The sequence below is a fragment of the Christiangramia forsetii KT0803 genome, assembly GCF_000060345.1.
GTDB lineage: Bacteria > Bacteroidota > Bacteroidia > Flavobacteriales > Flavobacteriaceae > Christiangramia > Christiangramia forsetii.
The window spans coordinates 756543-775386 of record NC_008571.1 but is presented as its reverse complement, the minus strand read 5'-3'; the positions used below and the strand labels follow the sequence as shown (position 1 = coordinate 775386).

General features: G+C 38.2%; 13 protein-coding genes and 1 pseudogene. 2 read left to right on the top strand and 12 right to left on the bottom strand.

Annotation, left to right across the window (positions count from 1 at the left end):
- Positions 1-3: 3 nt before the first annotated feature.
- From GFO_RS03315 to GFO_RS03265, 11 genes are all read right to left on the bottom strand, one after another.
- A complete protein-coding gene (locus GFO_RS03315) occupies positions 4-708 on the bottom strand; it encodes an L-ribulose-5-phosphate 4-epimerase (protein ID WP_011708612.1) in 705 nt (234 codons plus the stop codon).
- Positions 692-2389 carry a ribulokinase gene (locus GFO_RS03310; protein ID WP_011708611.1) on the bottom strand — a complete coding sequence of 566 codons (1698 nt, stop codon included), beginning with the start codon at positions 2387-2389 and terminating at the stop codon, positions 692-694. The genes GFO_RS03315 and GFO_RS03310 overlap by 17 nt, the downstream gene beginning before the upstream one ends.
- Before the next feature lie 51 nt (positions 2390-2440).
- A complete protein-coding gene (locus tag GFO_RS03305) occupies positions 2441-2650 on the bottom strand; it encodes a hypothetical protein (protein ID WP_148264587.1) in 210 nt (69 codons plus the stop codon).
- Positions 2651-2666: 16 nt separating this feature from the next.
- On the bottom strand, positions 2667-3770 hold the full coding sequence (locus GFO_RS03300) for a glycoside hydrolase family 43 protein (protein WP_011708609.1): 1104 nt from the start codon (positions 3768-3770) through the stop codon (positions 2667-2669).
- Between the two features lie 158 nt (positions 3771-3928).
- The gene (locus tag GFO_RS03295; RefSeq protein WP_229664763.1) at positions 3929-4897 is read right to left on the bottom strand and encodes an arabinan endo-1,5-alpha-L-arabinosidase; all 969 of its coding nucleotides are present in this window, start codon (positions 4895-4897) and stop codon (positions 3929-3931) included.
- Between the two features lie 29 nt (positions 4898-4926).
- Positions 4927-5889, bottom strand: a complete 963-nt coding sequence (locus GFO_RS03290) for a glycoside hydrolase family 43 protein (protein ID WP_011708607.1) — start codon at positions 5887-5889, stop codon at positions 4927-4929.
- Positions 5889-8279 (bottom strand): glycoside hydrolase family 127 protein, encoded by a 2391-nt coding sequence (locus GFO_RS03285; protein ID WP_011708606.1) that lies wholly within the window; start codon positions 8277-8279, stop codon positions 5889-5891. The genes GFO_RS03290 and GFO_RS03285 overlap by 1 nt, the downstream gene beginning before the upstream one ends.
- A 3-nt stretch (positions 8280-8282) precedes the next feature.
- Positions 8283-9908 carry an arabinan endo-1,5-alpha-L-arabinosidase gene (locus tag GFO_RS03280; RefSeq protein WP_011708605.1) on the bottom strand — a complete coding sequence of 542 codons (1626 nt, stop codon included), beginning with the start codon at positions 9906-9908 and terminating at the stop codon, positions 8283-8285.
- Between the two features lie 6 nt (positions 9909-9914).
- Positions 9915-11465, bottom strand: coding sequence for an alpha-N-arabinofuranosidase (locus GFO_RS03275; RefSeq protein ID WP_011708604.1), 1551 nt, complete (start codon positions 11463-11465; stop codon positions 9915-9917).
- A gap of 69 nt (positions 11466-11534) precedes the next feature.
- Positions 11535-13103, bottom strand: coding sequence for a RagB/SusD family nutrient uptake outer membrane protein (locus GFO_RS03270; protein WP_011708603.1), 1569 nt, complete (start codon positions 13101-13103; stop codon positions 11535-11537).
- A gap of 12 nt (positions 13104-13115) precedes the next feature.
- A complete protein-coding gene (locus GFO_RS03265; protein ID WP_011708602.1) occupies positions 13116-16172 on the bottom strand; it encodes a SusC/RagA family TonB-linked outer membrane protein in 3057 nt (1018 codons plus the stop codon).
- A 196-nt stretch (positions 16173-16368) separates the two neighbouring features.
- Here GFO_RS03265 and GFO_RS03260 point away from each other — a divergent pair, with 196 nt between their 5' ends.
- Together GFO_RS03260 and GFO_RS03255 are read left to right on the top strand one after the other, a co-directional pair.
- Positions 16369-17058: an NUDIX hydrolase gene (locus GFO_RS03260; RefSeq protein WP_011708601.1), complete on the top strand. Its 690-nt coding sequence runs from the start codon at positions 16369-16371 to the stop codon at positions 17056-17058.
- Between the two features lie 511 nt (positions 17059-17569).
- Positions 17570-17901 (top strand): annotated as a pseudogene (locus GFO_RS03255) (single-stranded DNA-binding protein).
- 511 nt (positions 17902-18412) lie between these two features.
- On the opposite strand, the gene GFO_RS03250 reads toward GFO_RS03255, so the two are convergent.
- Entirely contained in the window at positions 18413-18739 is a 327-nt protein-coding gene (locus tag GFO_RS03250) for a phosphotyrosine protein phosphatase (protein WP_041250226.1), read from the bottom strand.
- Positions 18740-18844 lie beyond the last annotated feature (105 nt).

The following is an 18844-nucleotide window of genomic DNA, read 5'->3' as shown; positions in this document are numbered from 1 at the left end:
TGATTAATTCTGACCGTAATAGGCATCTTTGCCATGCTTACGCTCATAATGTTTCTTTATTAATGAATCTTTTAATCTTGGAGCTTCAGGATTTATCTGAAGGGTGAGATAAGCCATTTCGGCCACCGCTTCCAGCACTTTGCTATGGTATACTGCTTTGGCAGCATCTTTACCCCAGGTAAAGGGACCGTGGTTCCCGATCAATACCATTGGTACTTCTTCGTATGAAATTCCCTTTTTCTCAAAGCAATCCAATATTTGAATTCCAGTATTATGCTCGTAATTTCCTTCGATTAAATCGTCCCTCATCGGAGCCGCACAGGGGATATCCTCGGTAAGATGATCTGCATGTGTAGTCCCGAAAATTGGAATGTCTTTCTGGCTTTGTGCCCAGGCTACAGAATAAGTGGCATGCGTATGCGCTATCCCACCAATATTTTTCCAATTCTTATAGAGATAAGCATGGGTTTTAGTATCTGAAGAAGGTCTCATCTCACCTTCAATCACATTATTATCAAAATCGAGAATTACAATATCTTCAGGTTTTAAGTCTTTGTATGGAACTCCGCTTGGTTTGATAGCAAAAACCTCTTTTTCACGATCTACCGCGCTTACATTTCCGAAGGTATAGATCACCAAACCTAATGCATTAAGTTGCATATTGGCGTCGTAACATTCCTTTTTCAAATCTTTATACTGCGAACTCATTTTGCTTATTTTTTTGGGTGATTTTATTCTCTACAAAATCGGCTAGTTCTCTGTACTCGGCCATGTACTTTTTAAGCTCTTTAACTTTCTCCGGTTGAGGGTGATATTCAGCTTCGAACGGACTTCCCAGTTTTTTACTGGCTTCAATGGTATTGGGATACAATCCCGCGGCTACTGCTGCATAGATCGCCGCACCAAGGGCAGGAGCTTCATCTGAAGATGCTACCTTGATAGGCATATCCAATGTATTGGCCAGTGTTTGCATAATGAAGGCCGATTTTCTCGCTACGCCGCCAATCCCGATCACATTATTAATTTTCACTCCTTCAGACTCAAAACGATCTACGATCATTTTAGAGCCAAAACAGATCGAATTCACCAGGGCATTGAAAATATGTGGTGCTTTAGTTCCCAGTGAAAGGTTTGTAATAGCACTTTTTAATTCCTGATTTGCATCTGGAGTTCTACGCCCGTTGACCCAATCGAGCGCAATAGGCATACTTTCTGAAAGATCCAGTTTTTCAGCCTGAGCAGTTAATTTTGGAATGAAATTATCTTCTACTTCTTCTCTCAATTTCTTCTTCTGCTCTTCTGCAAGTATTTCTGAATCGTAAACAAGATTTTCAAGTGGCCAGCTAAGTACATCTTTAAACCAGGCCAGAACGTCGCCAAATGCAGACTGACCTGCTTCAAGACCGATCATTCCCGGAATCACAGAACCATCAACCTGTCCGCAGATTCCTTTTACGGTATTTTTTCCGATTTCTTCATTTCGAGCAACCATAATGTCGCAGGTAGAAGTACCCATTACACGAACTAAAGAATGTTCGTCTATTTTTGCTCCAACAGCTCCGGCATGTGCATCAAAGGTTCCAACTGAGATTATACATTCTGTAGAAAGACCTAATTTTCCGGCCCATTCTTTACTTAAATTTCCGGCAACCTCATCTGAGGTATATGTCTTTTCGTATAAGCGATCTTTTAACTCAGCGAGATAAGGATCCAGCTGCGATAAAAAATCTTTGGAAGGCAATCCACCCCAGCTCTCGTGCCACATTGCTTTGTGACCGGCGGCACAACGGCTTCTCTTAAAACTTTCAAGATCACTGCCACCAATTAGAATATAGGTCATTAGATCACAGTGCTCCATCCATGACCAGGCGGCATTCTTTACTTTTTCGTCCTCCCTGGCAATGTGCAGGATCTTGGCCCAGAACCATTCAGAAGAATAGATACCTCCTTCATATTTCGTGTAATCCTCTCCTTCCCAGCTTCGGGCAAGATGGTTGATCTCGTTCGCTTCATTGATGGAGGTATGATCTTTCCATAACACCATCATGGCGTTTGGATTCTCTTCAAAGCCTTCGGTCAAAGCAAGGGCTTTACCATCTTTATTTACCGGTACCGGAGAAGAACCGGTCGTATCTATACAGATCGCTTTGACTGAATTGCCCTCTACTCCTGTTTTTTGAAGAACAGATTTTATCGTTTTCTCCAGACCTTCAATATGATCCAGAGGATGCTGTCTAAACTGATTTATAGAAGGCTCACAATATTTATCTTCTTTCCATCTTTTGTATAAATGAGTTGAAGAAGCTTCTTCTTTTCCAGAATCTATATTTACCAGAACGGCACGTACCGAATCGGACCCATAATCCAAACCAATTACATAATTACTCATTTCAAAATCTTTGATTTCAAATATATCATTTTATAAGTGTATAAAAAACACTTATATATAAATTATCTTTAATTTCATCACATTTAATGAATAAGGTTCCAGTGAAGCCTCAACTTTTCCTGATTTCGCCTGAATATTTTCTTCTGAAGGCACAATATTATTTGAACACTCAAAAGAACATTTATCATGCAAATTGATATTCAGCAATATCTCTTCAGATTCAGCAGAATTCTTTAATTTCTTCTTCCCTATTAATTTCATTAACAGATTTATCTTTTTAATAAAGTTCAAAAACCGGTCTTCCATTATCATCAAATTTTACTTCCATCATTCTTGCATGACGATTAGGATCGTATAAAGGATCTGCCTTAATTTCTTCTAACGGTCTTTTATCTGTAGCAGGTATCATTTTTGGATCTCCAACTGCCTTTTCGTAATCTCTCGCGTGATAAATCATTAATGGATCACCATTTTCATCGACGGTAAAGGAATTATGTCCCGGACCATAAATATTTTTTTCTTCATTAGTTTTTAAGACTGGATATCTTGACTTTGTCCAGGAATTTCTATCCAATAAATCAGCATCTTCGTCGGCTTCCATCATACCCATACTATAAGAAGCACCGGTGGCACTTGCTGAAAACGTTATATAAATTTTGCCCTGGTTTTTAATCACCGCCGGTCCTTCATTTACCCAAAAAACAGTACGTTCCCAATCGTAATCTGGCGTGGTTAGCATAAACTGAACTGTTTTTAGCTTTATAGGCGACTCCATTTCAGCTAAATACAGATTAGAAGACGCGAATTGTCCCCCAGTTTTTTCCGCCCAACAGAAATAGCGTTCGCCATTATGCTCAAAGACAGTTCCGTCTAAAGAAAAATCGGTAAAGCTTCTGGGATCATTGTCTGCTGCCTGCATCATTCCAAGCTCCACCCACTCATCCTTTAATGGATCTTTACCTTTAAGCTCCAACACATAAGGTCTCAACTTCCATATATCGTCCTCTTCACTAGCGGCAAAATATACATACCACTTTCCGTCTAAATAATGAATTTCAGGTGCCCAGATGTGACGACTCATCGGTCCGCTTTCGTGCTTTTCCCAAACTTTAACGGGCTCTGCATTTTGCAACCCCTCAATGGTCTTTGCCCGTCTTATTTCAATAGCATCGTATGTTGGAACAGAACCAGTAAAATAATAGTAACCGTCTGTATGCTTGTAGATAAAAGGATCTGCGCGTTGTAGCACAATGGGTTCATTTGACTTTGTGGCATCTTTAACCTTAGACGCATCCTCTTGCGCATTTAGTTGCGAAGAATTAGCCACTGCCAGTAAAGAAAAAACCACAAGTACCAGTTTTATTAATCTTTTTGCTTTCATCGTGAGTTTGTTTGTTTTTAATTATTTATTATTTCAAAGGAGCCACAATTAGCCATCCAATACCCCAGGATAACAGCACATCTACCTCATCATTATCAGGCAAGTCACCAATGCCATTTTTTAACAGGAAGCCTCCATTTTCTTCTTGCTTTAAAAATTTATTTCATTGGTTCTACGGTTGGCCAGCCATTTACCCATTCTATTTCTTTAATTCCAAGTTTTGGAGCACCTTCATCGCTGGCATCGTACGCATGGAAAAACATATAATCTTTCCCTTCAAAAGTGTACACGCTATTATGCCCTGCTCCATACCAGTTCTCATTGCCCTTAAGCACCAGGGTGCCTCCTCCTTCATTAAGAGGTTTTCCTGACTTATCTACATAAGGCCCGGTGGCATTCTTTGATCTTCCCACCACCACTTTATAAGTACTTTTCTCTCCCCGGCAACAAAGATCCCAGGATAGGAACTGGTAATACCAGTCGTCTTTTTTGAATATAAAAGGTGCTTCAAGAGCTGCATCTCCCGGATCTTTATTATCCAATTCAAATGAACGTTCCCTTCTGGCAATGCTTCTCCATTCTTCTGGTTTAGCTATTTCAGTAAGGTTTTCCGCCAGTTTTACCATTTTCAAACCATTCCAGAACGATCCAAAAGACATCCATGGCGTTCCATTATCATCATAAATAATATTAGGATCAATAGCATTCCACATATCCCTGTCTGGCACTGACTGAACAACAATTCCATGATCTACCCACTTATAATTATCGTTTTCAGGATCCAGGGTTTTATTAGTAACCACTCCAATGGCAGAAGTATTTTTAGCAAAAGCAGAAACTGAATAATACAAATACCAGGTATCTTCTTTTTTGATAATATCCGGTGCCCAGATATGATTACCAAAATCTGGCACTACTGAATCTGTCCATTCCGGTTTTTCATTAAAAACGGCCTCAGCGCGTTCCCAATTTTCAAGATCTTTAGAAGTATATACTCCAATGCCTTTTCCGGTATTAAAAAGGTAATAGGTATTTCCTTCTTTCGCGACCACCGGATCATGCACCCGAATATTGTAAGTATCCTGAGCGTAAAGGTTTACAGCACTAATCATTATGATAACTGTCAAAAAAATTAATTTTAGTTTAAAATTTTTCATCAGTCCTCTAGTTTTGTAATTCCTTTTGAAGTCATTTGTACTTTTTTCAAAGTACCATCAGGATTATAATATAGCCTGTCTATACTCACAGACCTTCTAAAGCTCCCCCCATTAGGCGAAATACCACCGGTATGATAAATGAAATATGGAGTGCCTTTAAAGTCTATTATTGCCTGGTGATTTGTATTCGAATTTCCTGCTATTTCATTCAGAATACCTTTATATTCCCAGGGCCCTCCAATAGATTTGCTCATGGCGTAAGCAGTTTTTTCGGGAAATCCATAAGCATAGGTTAGATAATACCAATCCCCTTTTTTGTGTAGCCATGGAGCTTCTGTGAAATTGGGTAAATCCATCGTATTTATAGGTCCGTCCAGCTCGATCATGTTATCCTTCAATTTGGCCCAGTAAAGAGCTGTATTCCCCCAATAAAGATAAGCCTGGCCATTCTCCTCGATCCAAACCGTAGGATCAATATCGTCCCAACGAATATCGGTATATTCCGTGGTCATATCATTGGTGATAAGTGCTTCTCCCAGTGCATCCTTAAACGGGCCAACAGGACTATCAGCTACTGCAACCCCTATTGCTTTTCCCGGATGTTCCTCATTGTGTTCCACGGAAACATACCAGTAAAATTTCCCGTCTCTCTCGATTACCTGAGCTGCCCAGGCATCTGCGATCGCCCACTTAAAATCTGAAACTTTCAAAGGCACCGGATGTTCTTTCCAGTTCACCATATCTGCAGAAGAATATACCAGCCAGTCGTTCATTTTATAAAAATGAAGATCATTAGGCGCCTCATCATGCCCGGTATATAAATAAACAGAGTCATTGTGAACAAGTGCTGCAGGATCTGCAGTAAATTTATCGGTGATTATCGGGTTATTAAACTTCTCGCCCTGGCCAAAACCATTGTAACCAAGAAGCGCAATTATGCCATATAGGAGTGTCTTTTTCATTATTTAATTTTCATTAATCTCACTTCATAAATTCCGGCAGTCCGGGAATTTTCCTTAGCCTGGAATTTGATAGTGAATTCATTGTTCTTTTTTTCTATTAATTTCTTCGGAAGGATATAATCTCTTGTAAAGTATGTATCTCCTTTTTCCCCTTTCAGCTTTTCTTCCCCAATAAGAATATCGTCTATTAGGATATTGAAATTTCTGTCTTTATCGTTTCCGTAATAAGTTATACGGACTTTTCCCGCTTCATTATTTTCGTCTTTCAGCACGTAACTAAACCAACCCGAAGCATCGCGCCAATGTTTTTCCCCGTTGATGCCGCTATTTGAATTTTCTGTTTTTATAAAATGATCAGATTCTGGTTGTTGTTCACCCGGAGCGACCTGGTCTATGGTAAGGGCGGCAATTTTTTGTTCTTCCAGTTCATTTTTCTGCCTTTCCTGCTGAAGTTGCTTCAAACTCTCCGGCGTTTCCAGAGGTAAATAAATAACATATCGGGAATCATGGATCTGGTAAAAAGGTTCAAAGGTCAGAGATGTAAATTTTTCAGGATACAGAATATCCTTCGTTTTAAACTTTAATTCACCCTCTTCTTTAGAAATGTAATTTACCAGATCAGCATTCTTAGTATCTGCTAAGAAAATTGGTGTCTCAGACAAAGGAATTTTCTTTCCAGCTGCTATATGGCCTCCCCGGCTGGCATCTGCAAATAGACCTTCCATATATTCATTTCCGGTTTTAGCTCCAAGCACCAACGGACCATATTTAAGGGCAAAATTGTTAGATCCATCTGGCAGACCTACACTACTGATATTCATAGGAATTTGAAGCTCAATTTCATCACCATCAGTCCATTCTCTTTTGATCGAGACATAGGAACCTGGTTCGTTGTTGAGTTCAACTTTTTCCTGATTCACCAAAATATTAAATCCTTTAGCCCAGGTTGGATACCTAAGCATCAATGTAAATTCTTCGACTTCTTTAAGATTTATAGATATTTTAGAAGTCTCCTCGTTTGGAAACTCCGTTTTCTGGGTAAGCTTAAGACCTTTCTCTTCCCAGTTTAAGATGGAAGGAATAAAGAGATTTACATAAAGTTCATTTTCAGTATGAGCGTAAATAAACTCATTATACTTCCCGTGATTTTCCAAGCCAGAACCAACACAACACCAAAAACTTGTTTCCGGCTGCGAATACACACGGTAGTGACCGGGTCGCATGGGTGTGAAATAGACAAAACCGCCTTTTTCAGGATGCTGGGAAGAAAGAATATGATTATAAAGCGCCTGCTCGTAATAATCCACATATTTTTCATTAGCTTCCGTAAGGAATAATTTTTCACTGAGCTTCAGCATATTATAGGTATTGCAGGTTTCAGGTCCCTGTACACTACTCATCATCGTTGAAAAATCATCTTTTGGATGAAAATGTTCCCTAACGCTATTTCCTCCAATGGCAACACTTCTCTCATTAACCACGTTGTCCCAAAAAAAACTAGCTGCATCGCGATATTCCCTGTTATCATTTAAGGCCGCTATTGTCTGAAAACCGATCACCTTTGGAATTTGTGTATTAGCGTGCATGCCGGTAAGAACATCCTGATCATCTTCTAAAGGCTTTAGAAGTTCTTTCTGTGAGAATGCATAGGCCAAATCAAGGTATTTTTTTTCGCCGGTAATTTCATACACATCTGCAAAGGTCTCGTTGAGGCCACCATATTCAGAAATTAGTAATTCCTGTATCTGTTCTTCGGAAAGATCTGAAGTAACCTCAAGCATCCAATCGCTAAGATCGATTAGCATAGTTTTAGCTCTTTCGATTCCGGCGATCTGATAAGCATCTCTAAGTCCCGCATAGGTTTTATGAATATTGTAAAGTGGAACCCAGCGATCATTCAGACTAAAGCTTCCCGCGTTTATATTTCCTTCAGAAATCTGTTGCCAAAGCTCTTTACTATCCGGTACCCCACCGATATATCCTACATTAGCCTGCTGAACTTTTTGTAGTTCATCCAGCATGTAATTTAGCCTTTCCAGCACCTCTTGATTTCCGGTGGCAGCATACATTAGGGAAAGCGCTGTAAGGTAATGCCCTCCAATATGCCCGTCCAGCCCGGTGTTTTCCCAATTGGGATAACTTTCCACTTTAGTTTCTAAACCGGCTTCCTTGAGGAAAGGCGCGAGTAAACGATCTGGATCCAATTTCAGAATATATTCAAGATCCACCAGCATGGCGTCCCTAAATGGACTATCCAGCAACTGCACATCTTCATGTGGAAATAATTTCAGCTTTGCTTGCTGAGCAGATCCCCAAATAGGGATCATAGAAAGCATAAGCAATAAAGCTGCTGAAAGATTATTCCTGAAAATTGCAGTTCCCATACTCATTTTCTAGTCTACTTTTTTACCCCAGATAGATGCTCCGGAAGAAGCAATTCCTGCATAGGTTAAAGTTTCCTCACGTGGAGATGCTTCCCAATCCCAGGCAGTATCCACAATAAAATCATTCCCGTTTATAGTTAATATTCCGGAATCTGCATCCAAAGACCAGGTACCATCAAGACCTCCACCCAAACTGTTGTCTGCCCTGAAGATAACATCATAAGATGTTTGCATGCTGCGATATTGATATTCCAGCGTAATCCCTTCCCAGGTCCCAACAATTTCAGCTTTAGTAATTTCAGTATCAGGTACTCCAGCATAACGTTCTGGAGCAACAAGTGGCCAACCATCCTGAGTCCAGTAAATCTCTCTAATTTGTCCCATCATTACTGCATTGGAGACATTTATACCCGCTACGTTTTCAGGAAGCCTCCCCTGGGAAGAATAGAACCATTTTCCTGTATCAGGATTTTGAAAAACGGAAGGATGAGAAATACCTACCCAACCTGTATGACCATCAAATTTATATGGATGTGTAAGTATAGGATAAGCTTCAGCTCCTTCAGTAACATTTCCACCATCAATACCATAATATGGACCTGTAATGTTTTGAGAACGTACCACTCGGGTATTGTATGCAACAGAAAGTTCATCATATGCCTGAAATAGATAGTAAAAACCTGTTTCTTGATTATAAATTATTTCCGGAGCTTCAAGTCCCTGCCAGCGATTACTACCAACATTTCCTCTACCTGCTATACGTACCCCATAATCTTCCAGCGCTTCTAATTTAGATGGCTTCCCAGTAGAAGGATCTACCTGTACAGCAGAAATCCCTGAATGCCAGGAGCCATAAATTAACCATTGCTCTCCCTCTGGAGTAACCACAAAAGAAGGATCTATAGCGTTGAATTTAAAATAACCACTCCAATCGTTTCCATTGTCTCTAAGGTAAGTTTCTTCACCATCGGCAATGGAGCTTATTACCATTCCTTTATCTTCCCAATTTCCGGAAGAAAGGTCATTAGATTCAGCTAAGCCGATAAAAGCACGTTCTGTCCAGGAAGAATTAGGGTCGTTGCCGATGATAGGATTTGTTACTACTACACTATAATACAATCTAAACTTATCATCTACTTTGGTTACATGAGGTGCCCAAAATCCATAATTCGGATTTTCTATAGGTGGCAATGAAGGATCCATATCAGCTCTCATGCTATTTAAGGAATCCTTGATCCAGGATGGGGCCTCAGGAAATACAGCTCCTTTAAATTCCCAGTTTATAAGATCTTTAGATCTGCGATACGGATAATGCCCGTGACCTTCATGTGCATTTCCATAAGACGCATCTGTTTGATACATATAATAATACTCTCCGTCTTTAACCACGGTAGGATCGTGTACATTGGCCAGATTCCACTGTGATCTTTCACTCCATGAAGCTATAGAAGTGTAATCATCCTTGTATGTAGGACCTACAAAAGAATTTGTTTCAGGTTCTTCTTTTTCTTCTTCAATTACTTCCTGCTCTTCCTCACTAACAGGTTCATCCTTACTACAAGCAGTTCCCGTAAGAAGTAAAGTATATATCATACTTCCCAATATTCCCTTGTATAATAGTCTAAGCTTTTTCATATTATATTAGATTTCTTTCAACACCACTACTGAAAATGGAGGAAGAGTAACATCAATTTTACCATTTCTGCTATCAAAGTCAGTGAATTCCTCCGGAGTTATGATATCGGGATTTTCAAAAGTATTGTGATCCTGGAGTTTACCACTCTTTAAAATTTCTCCTTTCATTTTCCCAGCTTTTAAAGCCCCTAAATCAATTTCAACAGTATTTCTCTTTTTTGAATCAATATTTACAAGAGAAATATTCATTTTATCCTTCTCGCTTTTGGACGCTGAAACCGAAATTGCCGGTAAGGATTCCCCATTATAGGTATAATCTAATCCGCTAAGTTTTACCGGGATCAAGGTAGCATCATGATGTACGGTGTACATTTTCATAACATGATAGGTAGGCGTAAGTAACATTTGTTCATCCTTGGTTAAAGCTACTGCCTGAAGAACATTTACCGTTTGCGCAAGGTTTGCCATTTTCACCCGGTCACTATGATTGTTGAATATATTCAATGTAGCTCCCGCGATCATCGCATCACGCATGGTATTTTGCTGGTATAGAAACCCAGGGTTTGTCCCCTCTTCTACATTATACCATCCACCCCATTCATCTACAATAAGATCTATTTCATGATTGGGATCATACTTATCCATGATCTCAAGATGTTTAATGATAAGCTCTTCCATACGAAGTGCTTTTTTCATAGTCTTGAAATACTGGTCTTCTGTGAATTCTACTGCGGGGCCTTTGTCATTCCATTCAATTACAGAATAAGAATGCAAGGCAACGCCTTCAATAAGGTTTTTGGGTATATCCCGCATTAAGACTTCTGTCCAGTGATAATCATCCTCACTGGCACCTGAAGCAATCCTGTAAAGACCACCAGAGTTACTCCAGTCGCCCATAAACGTCGCATACTGTCGGTACAGGTTTGCATAGAATTCCGGCGTCATATTTCCTCCACAACCCCACATTTCATTTCCTACGCCCCAGTATTTTACATTCCAGGGTTTTTCTCTTCCATTTTCTCTACGGAGTTTTGCCATTGGGCTTACTCCGTCATGGTTTACATATTGCACCCAATCTGCCAGTTCTTTAACTTCTCCACTTCCAACATTTCCTGCCAGATATGGTTCCGCTCCCAGTTCTTCACACAGATTAAGGAAATTATGGGTTCCAAAGCTATTATCCTCTGTAACGCCGCCCCACCACGTATTTACTATACTTGGCCTGTCTTCTTGTGGCCCAATGCCATCCATCCAGTGATAGGTATCAGCGAAACATCCTCCAGGCCATCTCAAATTTGGGATTTGAATATCTCTTAATGCCTGGATTATATCGTTACGAACTCCATCGGTATTAGGAATTGAACTATCAGGTCCTACATAAATACCATCATAAATCGAACGGCCAAGATGCTCTGCAAAATGCCCGTAAATATGTCGACTGATTGTAGGAGCATCATCAGTATTTTCAAGTGTTATGGTACTTTTTTCCTGAGCTTTAACCGAAGACAGGATCATTATAAATGCTATTATTATATAGCTGTTTAAGTGCTGTTTCATTTTATTGGTATCTTTTAATGAAAATTATGTCCCCCAGAAGGTTTCCGGAGGACATAAAGGCTAAATCAACTAATTTGCTGAGTTTGGTTCTGCATTAGGATTTACATCCAATTCTGATTGTGGGATAGGAAAATATTCCTTGCCCGGTCTCCAGCTTTCAAACTCACTGTCTCGCTCTCTAAGTAATGCAAGTTTCTCGTCTTCATATAACCAACCCCATCTTCTGATATCATGCCATCTTATACTCTCTATCGACAATTCTAAAGCACGCTCGTGTGCTAGTTGATCTCTCATTTCCTCTTGAGATAAATTTGGTTTAGTTTCTTCCAAATCCGGTAAATTGGCTCTGTTTCTTACCTGGTTAATATACTGATAGGCTTCCTGGGTCTGTCCCGTTTCATTTAAAGCTTCAGCATACATTAGTAGAACATCAGAATATCTCATAAGTCGATAATTAATTTCTGAAAGTTCATTACCCCCCTGGCTTTCACTTTCAAACCCATATCCATCATGAGTATATTTACGTGGATAGATAGCCTCCTCTGCGTGCGGCCATTCTACCCCGCCATAAACTGTAGTAGAATTTGCTTCAGGCTCAAAAGAAGCAATAGAAATCAATAGTCTTGGATCTACATTATCATTCTCTGTCTCCTCCTCTTTATATTCATTATATATCCAACGTGTTGGTAAAAAATCGGAGTAACCAAAACCATCCTGAGCATAAGTATGCCCTACAGAAGAAACCTGCATCCAGGCATTTTGAGGTTCTCCTCCATAGTTTTTCACCGATCCACCCACCTGGTCTGGGGTAGCAAATTGAACTTCAAAAAGAGATTCTGCATTGTTTTCAGAAAAAGGACTAAAGTTATCTGCATAATTTTCCATTAGCGAATAAACATTTACTTCCGGCCCTTCAATCAATTTTCTAAATTCTTCAGCAGCTGAGCTCCACTCTTGTCTGTAGAGATATGCTTTACCTAGAAATCCTGTTGCAGCACCTTTTGTAGCTCTACCAACCTGACCTCGATCTGGTCCTGATACTGCTTGATAATCTATAGGCAACAATTCCTGAGCTTGGGTAAAATCTGAAACAATTTGCGCCCACAATACTTCTTCCGTAGCAGTAGGTTGATAATAATCTTCTGCACCCTGTGCTGGGGTAAGAATCACAGGAACCTTTTGATAGTTGATAGCAAGATGGAAATAAGCTAAACCTCTTAAAAAATGTGCCTGACCTAATACACGTTGTTTAAGATCTTCGTCCATTTCAATATCCGGTACATTCTTTAACACCTGATTAGTTCTAAAAACTTGCTGATAATATGCTTCCCACATCCATCTTATTGGACCTGAAGTTGGGAGAATTGTGAAATTAGATATCTGCATAAGATCTGGCCATGGAGAATCTCCTCTAAAATCATCAGCCCTGCCATCTGTTAACGCAGGGGTCATCCTCATGTAATAACCATCATTTATAAGAGGAGTATAAGCGGCATTTACACCCGCTACCGCTTGTTCTTCATTAGACCAGTATTCTACAGCTGTCATACTGTTGGGATTTGTTAAATCCAGCTCATCTTCACAGCCTGCAAGTATTAGCAAGCCAACAGAGAAAAGTAAATATTTCTTTATTTTCATAATATTTGTTTTTTAAAATGATACATCAACACCTAACATAAATGTTCTGGGTCTGGGGTAAGTTCCGTTATCAAAACCTGGCTCTAAGATTCCTGAGTTAAAATCAGGATTATAACCTTTATAGTATTGGAACGTATGTAGGTTTTGCACAGTTCCATAAACACGCAATGAATTTAAAGAGTTACCAAAAAGATCTTCTGGCAAAGAATACCCAAGAGAAATTGTGTTAATTCTAAGATAATCCCCTTTTTGTAGCCAACCTGGCCTGTTCGAATCCCTTGCATTTCCATTTGGATCGTCTGCTACAACACGAGGAATATCTGTATCAGTATTTTCTGGGGTCCACCTATTTAATATATCTTCATGGGCATTTATATATCCAGTTGAAAGCATTAGAGAACGATATAACCTACTGTTTATGTAATAACCTGCTGCTCCCGAAGTAAAGAGTGTAAAATCAAATCTTTTGTAGTTTGCAGTAAAATTTAAACCATAAGTTACGCTTGGAAGAGCACTTCCTAAAAAGGTTCGATCATCAGCATTGATTTCACCATCTCCACTTAAATCTCTAAACCTTACATCTCCAGGTGCAGCACCAGGTTGAAAGGCATGTTCATCAATTTCAGCCTGCGTTTGAAAAATACCGTCGTATACAAAGCCGAAATGCTCACCGACTTCTCTTCCTACCTGAGTTCTTGAACCTGCCCCGGATATAGGTTCCTGATTACCACCAAGAGCCAATACTTCATTATTTATAGTACTTACGTTTGCAGATAAATCGAAGTTAAAATCTTCACTATTATTATGATGATAAGTTACCTCAGCTTCAAAACCTGAATTTCGAATACTTCCGGCATTTACCAACGGATTTACATTAACTGAACCGGTAGACCAGGGAATTGGTACTCCAACTAGAATATCTACAGTTTCTCTTTCGTAATAATCAAGAGTAACATCGATTTTTCGACTAAAAAGCGTGGCATCTAAACCAATATCAAGAGAGGTTGTAGTTTCCCAAACTATATCTTCTGAAACCACACTGGTTTGAAGACCTCCGAGCACCCTATCTAAATTGAAGTTGTATGGTATGTTCCTGTTAATTACGGCTTGATAAAGATAATCGCCAATATTTTGATTTCCGAGCTCTCCATAACTTGCTCTAAGCTTTAAGTTACTTACAACATCTTCTGAAACATTGAAAAATTCTTCATTATTAATTCTCCATCCAAGAGCTAAAGATGGAAATGTTCCCCATCTGTTTTCTTCCTTAAACCTGGAAGATCCGTCCCTTCTTACTGTCGCTGTTAACAGATATCTATCATCAAAATTATAATTCAGTCTTCCAAAATAAGATGCCAGGGAACTTTCAATCTCCTGTCCTCCTACTGTTTGATTAACTCCATTTGAAAGAACTGGATAATACGGTTTTGGTAAATCTTCAGAATGAGCACTCCTTAAAACTGTTGTATTCTTCTGAAAGGTTTGTCCCAAAACAATATCGAAAGTATGTTGTCCCAAACTGGTGTTATAGTTTAATGTATTCTCTACAAGTCCTACAGTGTAAATAGCCGAATTGTCATCTAAAAGAGACTTTCCAGATCCAAAGAAATAGCCCATTTCGAATTCTGGTACGAAAGAAAAACTTCTCACGTGGGTTTTATCATAACTGGTATTCAGCTTATATGTTAATTGATGATCCTCATTATCAATAATTTTAAACTCTGGGTTTATTATCGCAAAAATCCTGTCGACCTCCACGTTGTTTGTGAACAGACTATTAATCCCCGGTACGTTTAAAACAATTTCCTGATGAATTTCCGATGAAGTTCCTGCATAACCACCTTCATTTTCGGGATCATAAACTCCCAAAGTAGGAATAGCATTTACAAGGTCATTAATAAGTGGAGGACGACCTCCAGTTAAAACATCACCTCTAAAAGTCAAAGAATTCTCGAAACTATGAGTATAATATAAAGAAGGAGATATTTTAAATCTGCCTTTCTCCATTACTGTATTAATTCTTCCTGAATATCTTTCATAATCCGGCCCGTTACCTACGAAAACTCCTTCATTCTTAAAGTAATCAAGAGAAGCATTATAAGTGATATTCTCTCCTCCTCCTGAAAGGCCAATATTATGATTCTGTCGGCTTCCACTTTTAAGCCCAACAGATTGCCAGTCTGTATCAATATTATCAACATAAAGATCTGAACTTGGATCATTGCCAGGTATTAAAGGCTGCCCCGCATTCATCCTCTTTTCATTTGAAATCATTTGATAATCTTCCCTACCTAATACAGGAATTCTTTGTGCTACCTCGTCTATACCGTAATATCCACTATACTGGATCTGTAAAGGAGTGTTCTTTGTACCTTGTTTAGTAGTAATTATCACTACCCCATTTGCCGCCCTGGATCCATAAATAGCACCCGCAGAAGCATCTTTAAGAACCTGAATGGTCTCAATATCGTTGGGGTTAAAATCCCTAATTGAAGTTCCTACCGGTACACCATCAACGATATATAGAGGTTGGCTATCACCGAATGTAGACACTCCTCTAATTCTTACATTTGCACCAGCTCCAGGTTGCCCGTCAGCAGTTACAGTAACTCCGGCAGTTCTACCCTGCAAAAGTTGAGAAACATCACTATTAGAAACCTTTTGAACCTCATCGGCATCGAGAACGCTAACCGCGCCCGTAAGATCAGATTTACGTTGTGTACCATACCCTACAACAACTACGTCATCTAATGTTTCGAGATTATTTACCATTGTAATATCAACGGTACTGCGACCGTTAATCTCAATTTCCTGTTCTTCAAATCCTAAATAAGAAAAAAGGAGTACGGCATCTTGAGCAACATCAATTGAATATTCTCCATTCATATTGGTGACCACCCCATTGGTGGTACCTTCTTCTATGACATTAACCCCCATAAGTGGAAGTTCATCTCCCGATGATTTTACCACACCGGTCACGGTATTTTGGGCAAAACTTGAAAAACCAATAAATGCTATTAGAAAGCATAAGTAGCGAAATCGGTTTCGCTTTAGTGTTTTTGTTCTCATAATTTCACAATTCAATTAGATAAGTGTTTTATTTACACTTCCAAATTAATTAAACATTTTATAAAAAAACAAGAATTATTTTACATTTATTTAACTTTAAGCCTCTGATAAATAAAAGATTCCAATTAATTAAGTTATAAATGTTCTTACAACACTTATCTGCGTTGATTTAAGCCTAAAATTTTATATTTGCTAAATGATTAATAATTATTCTTCAGAAGATAAAGCTCTACTTGCCGTTGACTGTATAATTTTTGGGTTTGACAAGGAAGAATTAAAAATTCTTCTTATAAAAAGAGATTTTGCACCAGAAAAAGGAAAATGGTCATTAATGGGCGGATTCCTTAAGAAACATGAAAATTTAGATCAGGCCGCAGACAGAATTCTAAAAACATTGACGGGAATTAATAATGTCTTTTTAGAGCAGCTCCATAGTTATAGCAAGGTAGATCGGGATCCAGCGGAAAGAACTATATCTGTAGCTTATTACGCTTTAATAAATATTGAAGATCACAATGAAGAGCTAACGGAACAATTTTCAGCGCAATGGTTTAGTATATCTGAAGCCCCTAATCTGATCTTTGACCATGATATTATGGTTAAACACGCTATTAGCAGGCTACGATATAAAACTTCAAAGGAACCTTTGGGGTTTGAATTATTACCCCCAAAATTTACCATGAAGCAATTACAAAAACTTTACGAATCAATTCTGAACGAAAAACTTGATAAAAGAAATTTCATCAATAAAATTAATGTCATGGACATTCTGATAAAATTGGATGAAAAGGATATGAATTCTTCTAGAAAAGGTTCTTTTCTATACATGTTTGATGAAAATAAATATAAAACAAAAAAGGCTGAAGGATTTTCATTTCGACTTTAAGCCTTTTTTCTCTTTTCCAGAATTCAATTGCTAATCATGTCATGTGAAATTTCTATATAATAAAAGATAAAGGCCAGAAAATTCGAACCTTAATTAAAAATATCTTTATTTTTAATACCTCCTAATTCATCAGGAATAAAATACTACTACTCTACCTCCGTCTTCAATTCTATTCAGTTCGTTATCGTTTACGATAAATATAATCTCTTCCGCTACAAATTCCATTTATCCTTCCCACGGTTATTTAAACATTTCTCCCGACCATCACTGTAATTCCCTTTTTTGTAATGCAAAATACCATGAATTAGAAGTTAGTCCAGACTGCATAAGCCAGTCGTGCCTCCTTTTTATAAGTCTACCCTAATTCTATTTCCCGAAATTATATAAGCATCAAAAAAGGTAACTGTAATGGCTCTACGGGAAGTAAGTTTTAAAATAGAAATCATGAAATCGTATCAAATCCATAAAACTGAAGCGGAAAATAAATAATTCATTTATTTTTTTTTCAATCATGAGTACACTTAGAAACAAATTACAGTTAATCGGACACGTGGGAAACAATCCTAAAATCAAGAACCTTGAAAGTGGCAAAAAAGCAGCTAGTTTCTCCATTGCTACCAATGAATTCTATAAAGATTTAAAAGGCGAAAAAGTACAGAACACCCAATGACATGCTATTGTTTCCTGGGGAAAAACTGCGGAAATCTTCTGACTTCCAGATCTTATGAAACCAAGGAAGGTGAAAAACGCTATGTTACCGAAGTTGTAGCCAATAAAATTCTGCTACCGGGTAGAACAGATGGATCAACCTCAAAAATGCTTCACCAGAATCTTTCAATATAAAGATAATAGCCTTTAGGTCCCAATTTAGAGGAGTTAGAAATGTAGAATTCTTACTCTATAGACTAACCAATATTTTTGCATAAACACAACAATTAGGCTTGATCCATAAAAAAAGCCCGCAAACATAATATTTACGGGCTTTTAGTGGAATTTGATCAATTCCCAGCGGAGAAAGAGGAACTATCCAAATTCTCATTTTTATAGCATTTACAGGGCTTCAAACGTCCCTTAAAATTTACTGACCCCGAATTAGCCCCTTTTTAACAAAAGTTTGTGAGTTTTGGGATATTTATGCGAGCCCAGTATATAAGTCTGCATAAATGAGTTCAAATTAAATTATTTTAGATCAGATTATAGTAAACTTTTGAGTAAAGTACCAATTTTTAGTGTTTTTCTCGAAAGTTTGCTAAAGGTGAGCCATTCAACTATATTAAGTCGAGAGTAAGCAAAAGACCACTATAATAGTAATTTTAATGGTTTATAGGGTATTTTTACCACTATAAAGGTAATTTTAGAAAGATACCTTCTCTTCCAAAATCGTGATTAAATCAGCATCGTAATATTTGTAAATGTCTCGAATATTCAAGACTTCAATTTTCGAGTAATATTTTGAGCCTGTATGCTTCTTAATTTGGTCTAAATGTTTCTTTTCCATCACATAGACTTTGTCTGCCCATTCTAACAAATCTTCAGTCAGCTCAGTTGTTCCTTCTTTTCTACAAATTTTGATATTGGTGCCTGCACTTTTAAAGTTGTATTCAGGATGCTTTTCAGCAAAATAGTCTTCGGCCGTTTTTGAGCGTTGTTTGTTTGCGGAGCAGATGAACAGCGTTTTCATATAAAATTGATACTTATAGTCCTTATGGCAATGCTTTGGCAAAATTAAAAATTTTTATAGTAGAATAACGAGATAATTACCGTAAAATGGTATCTTTCTCGAAAA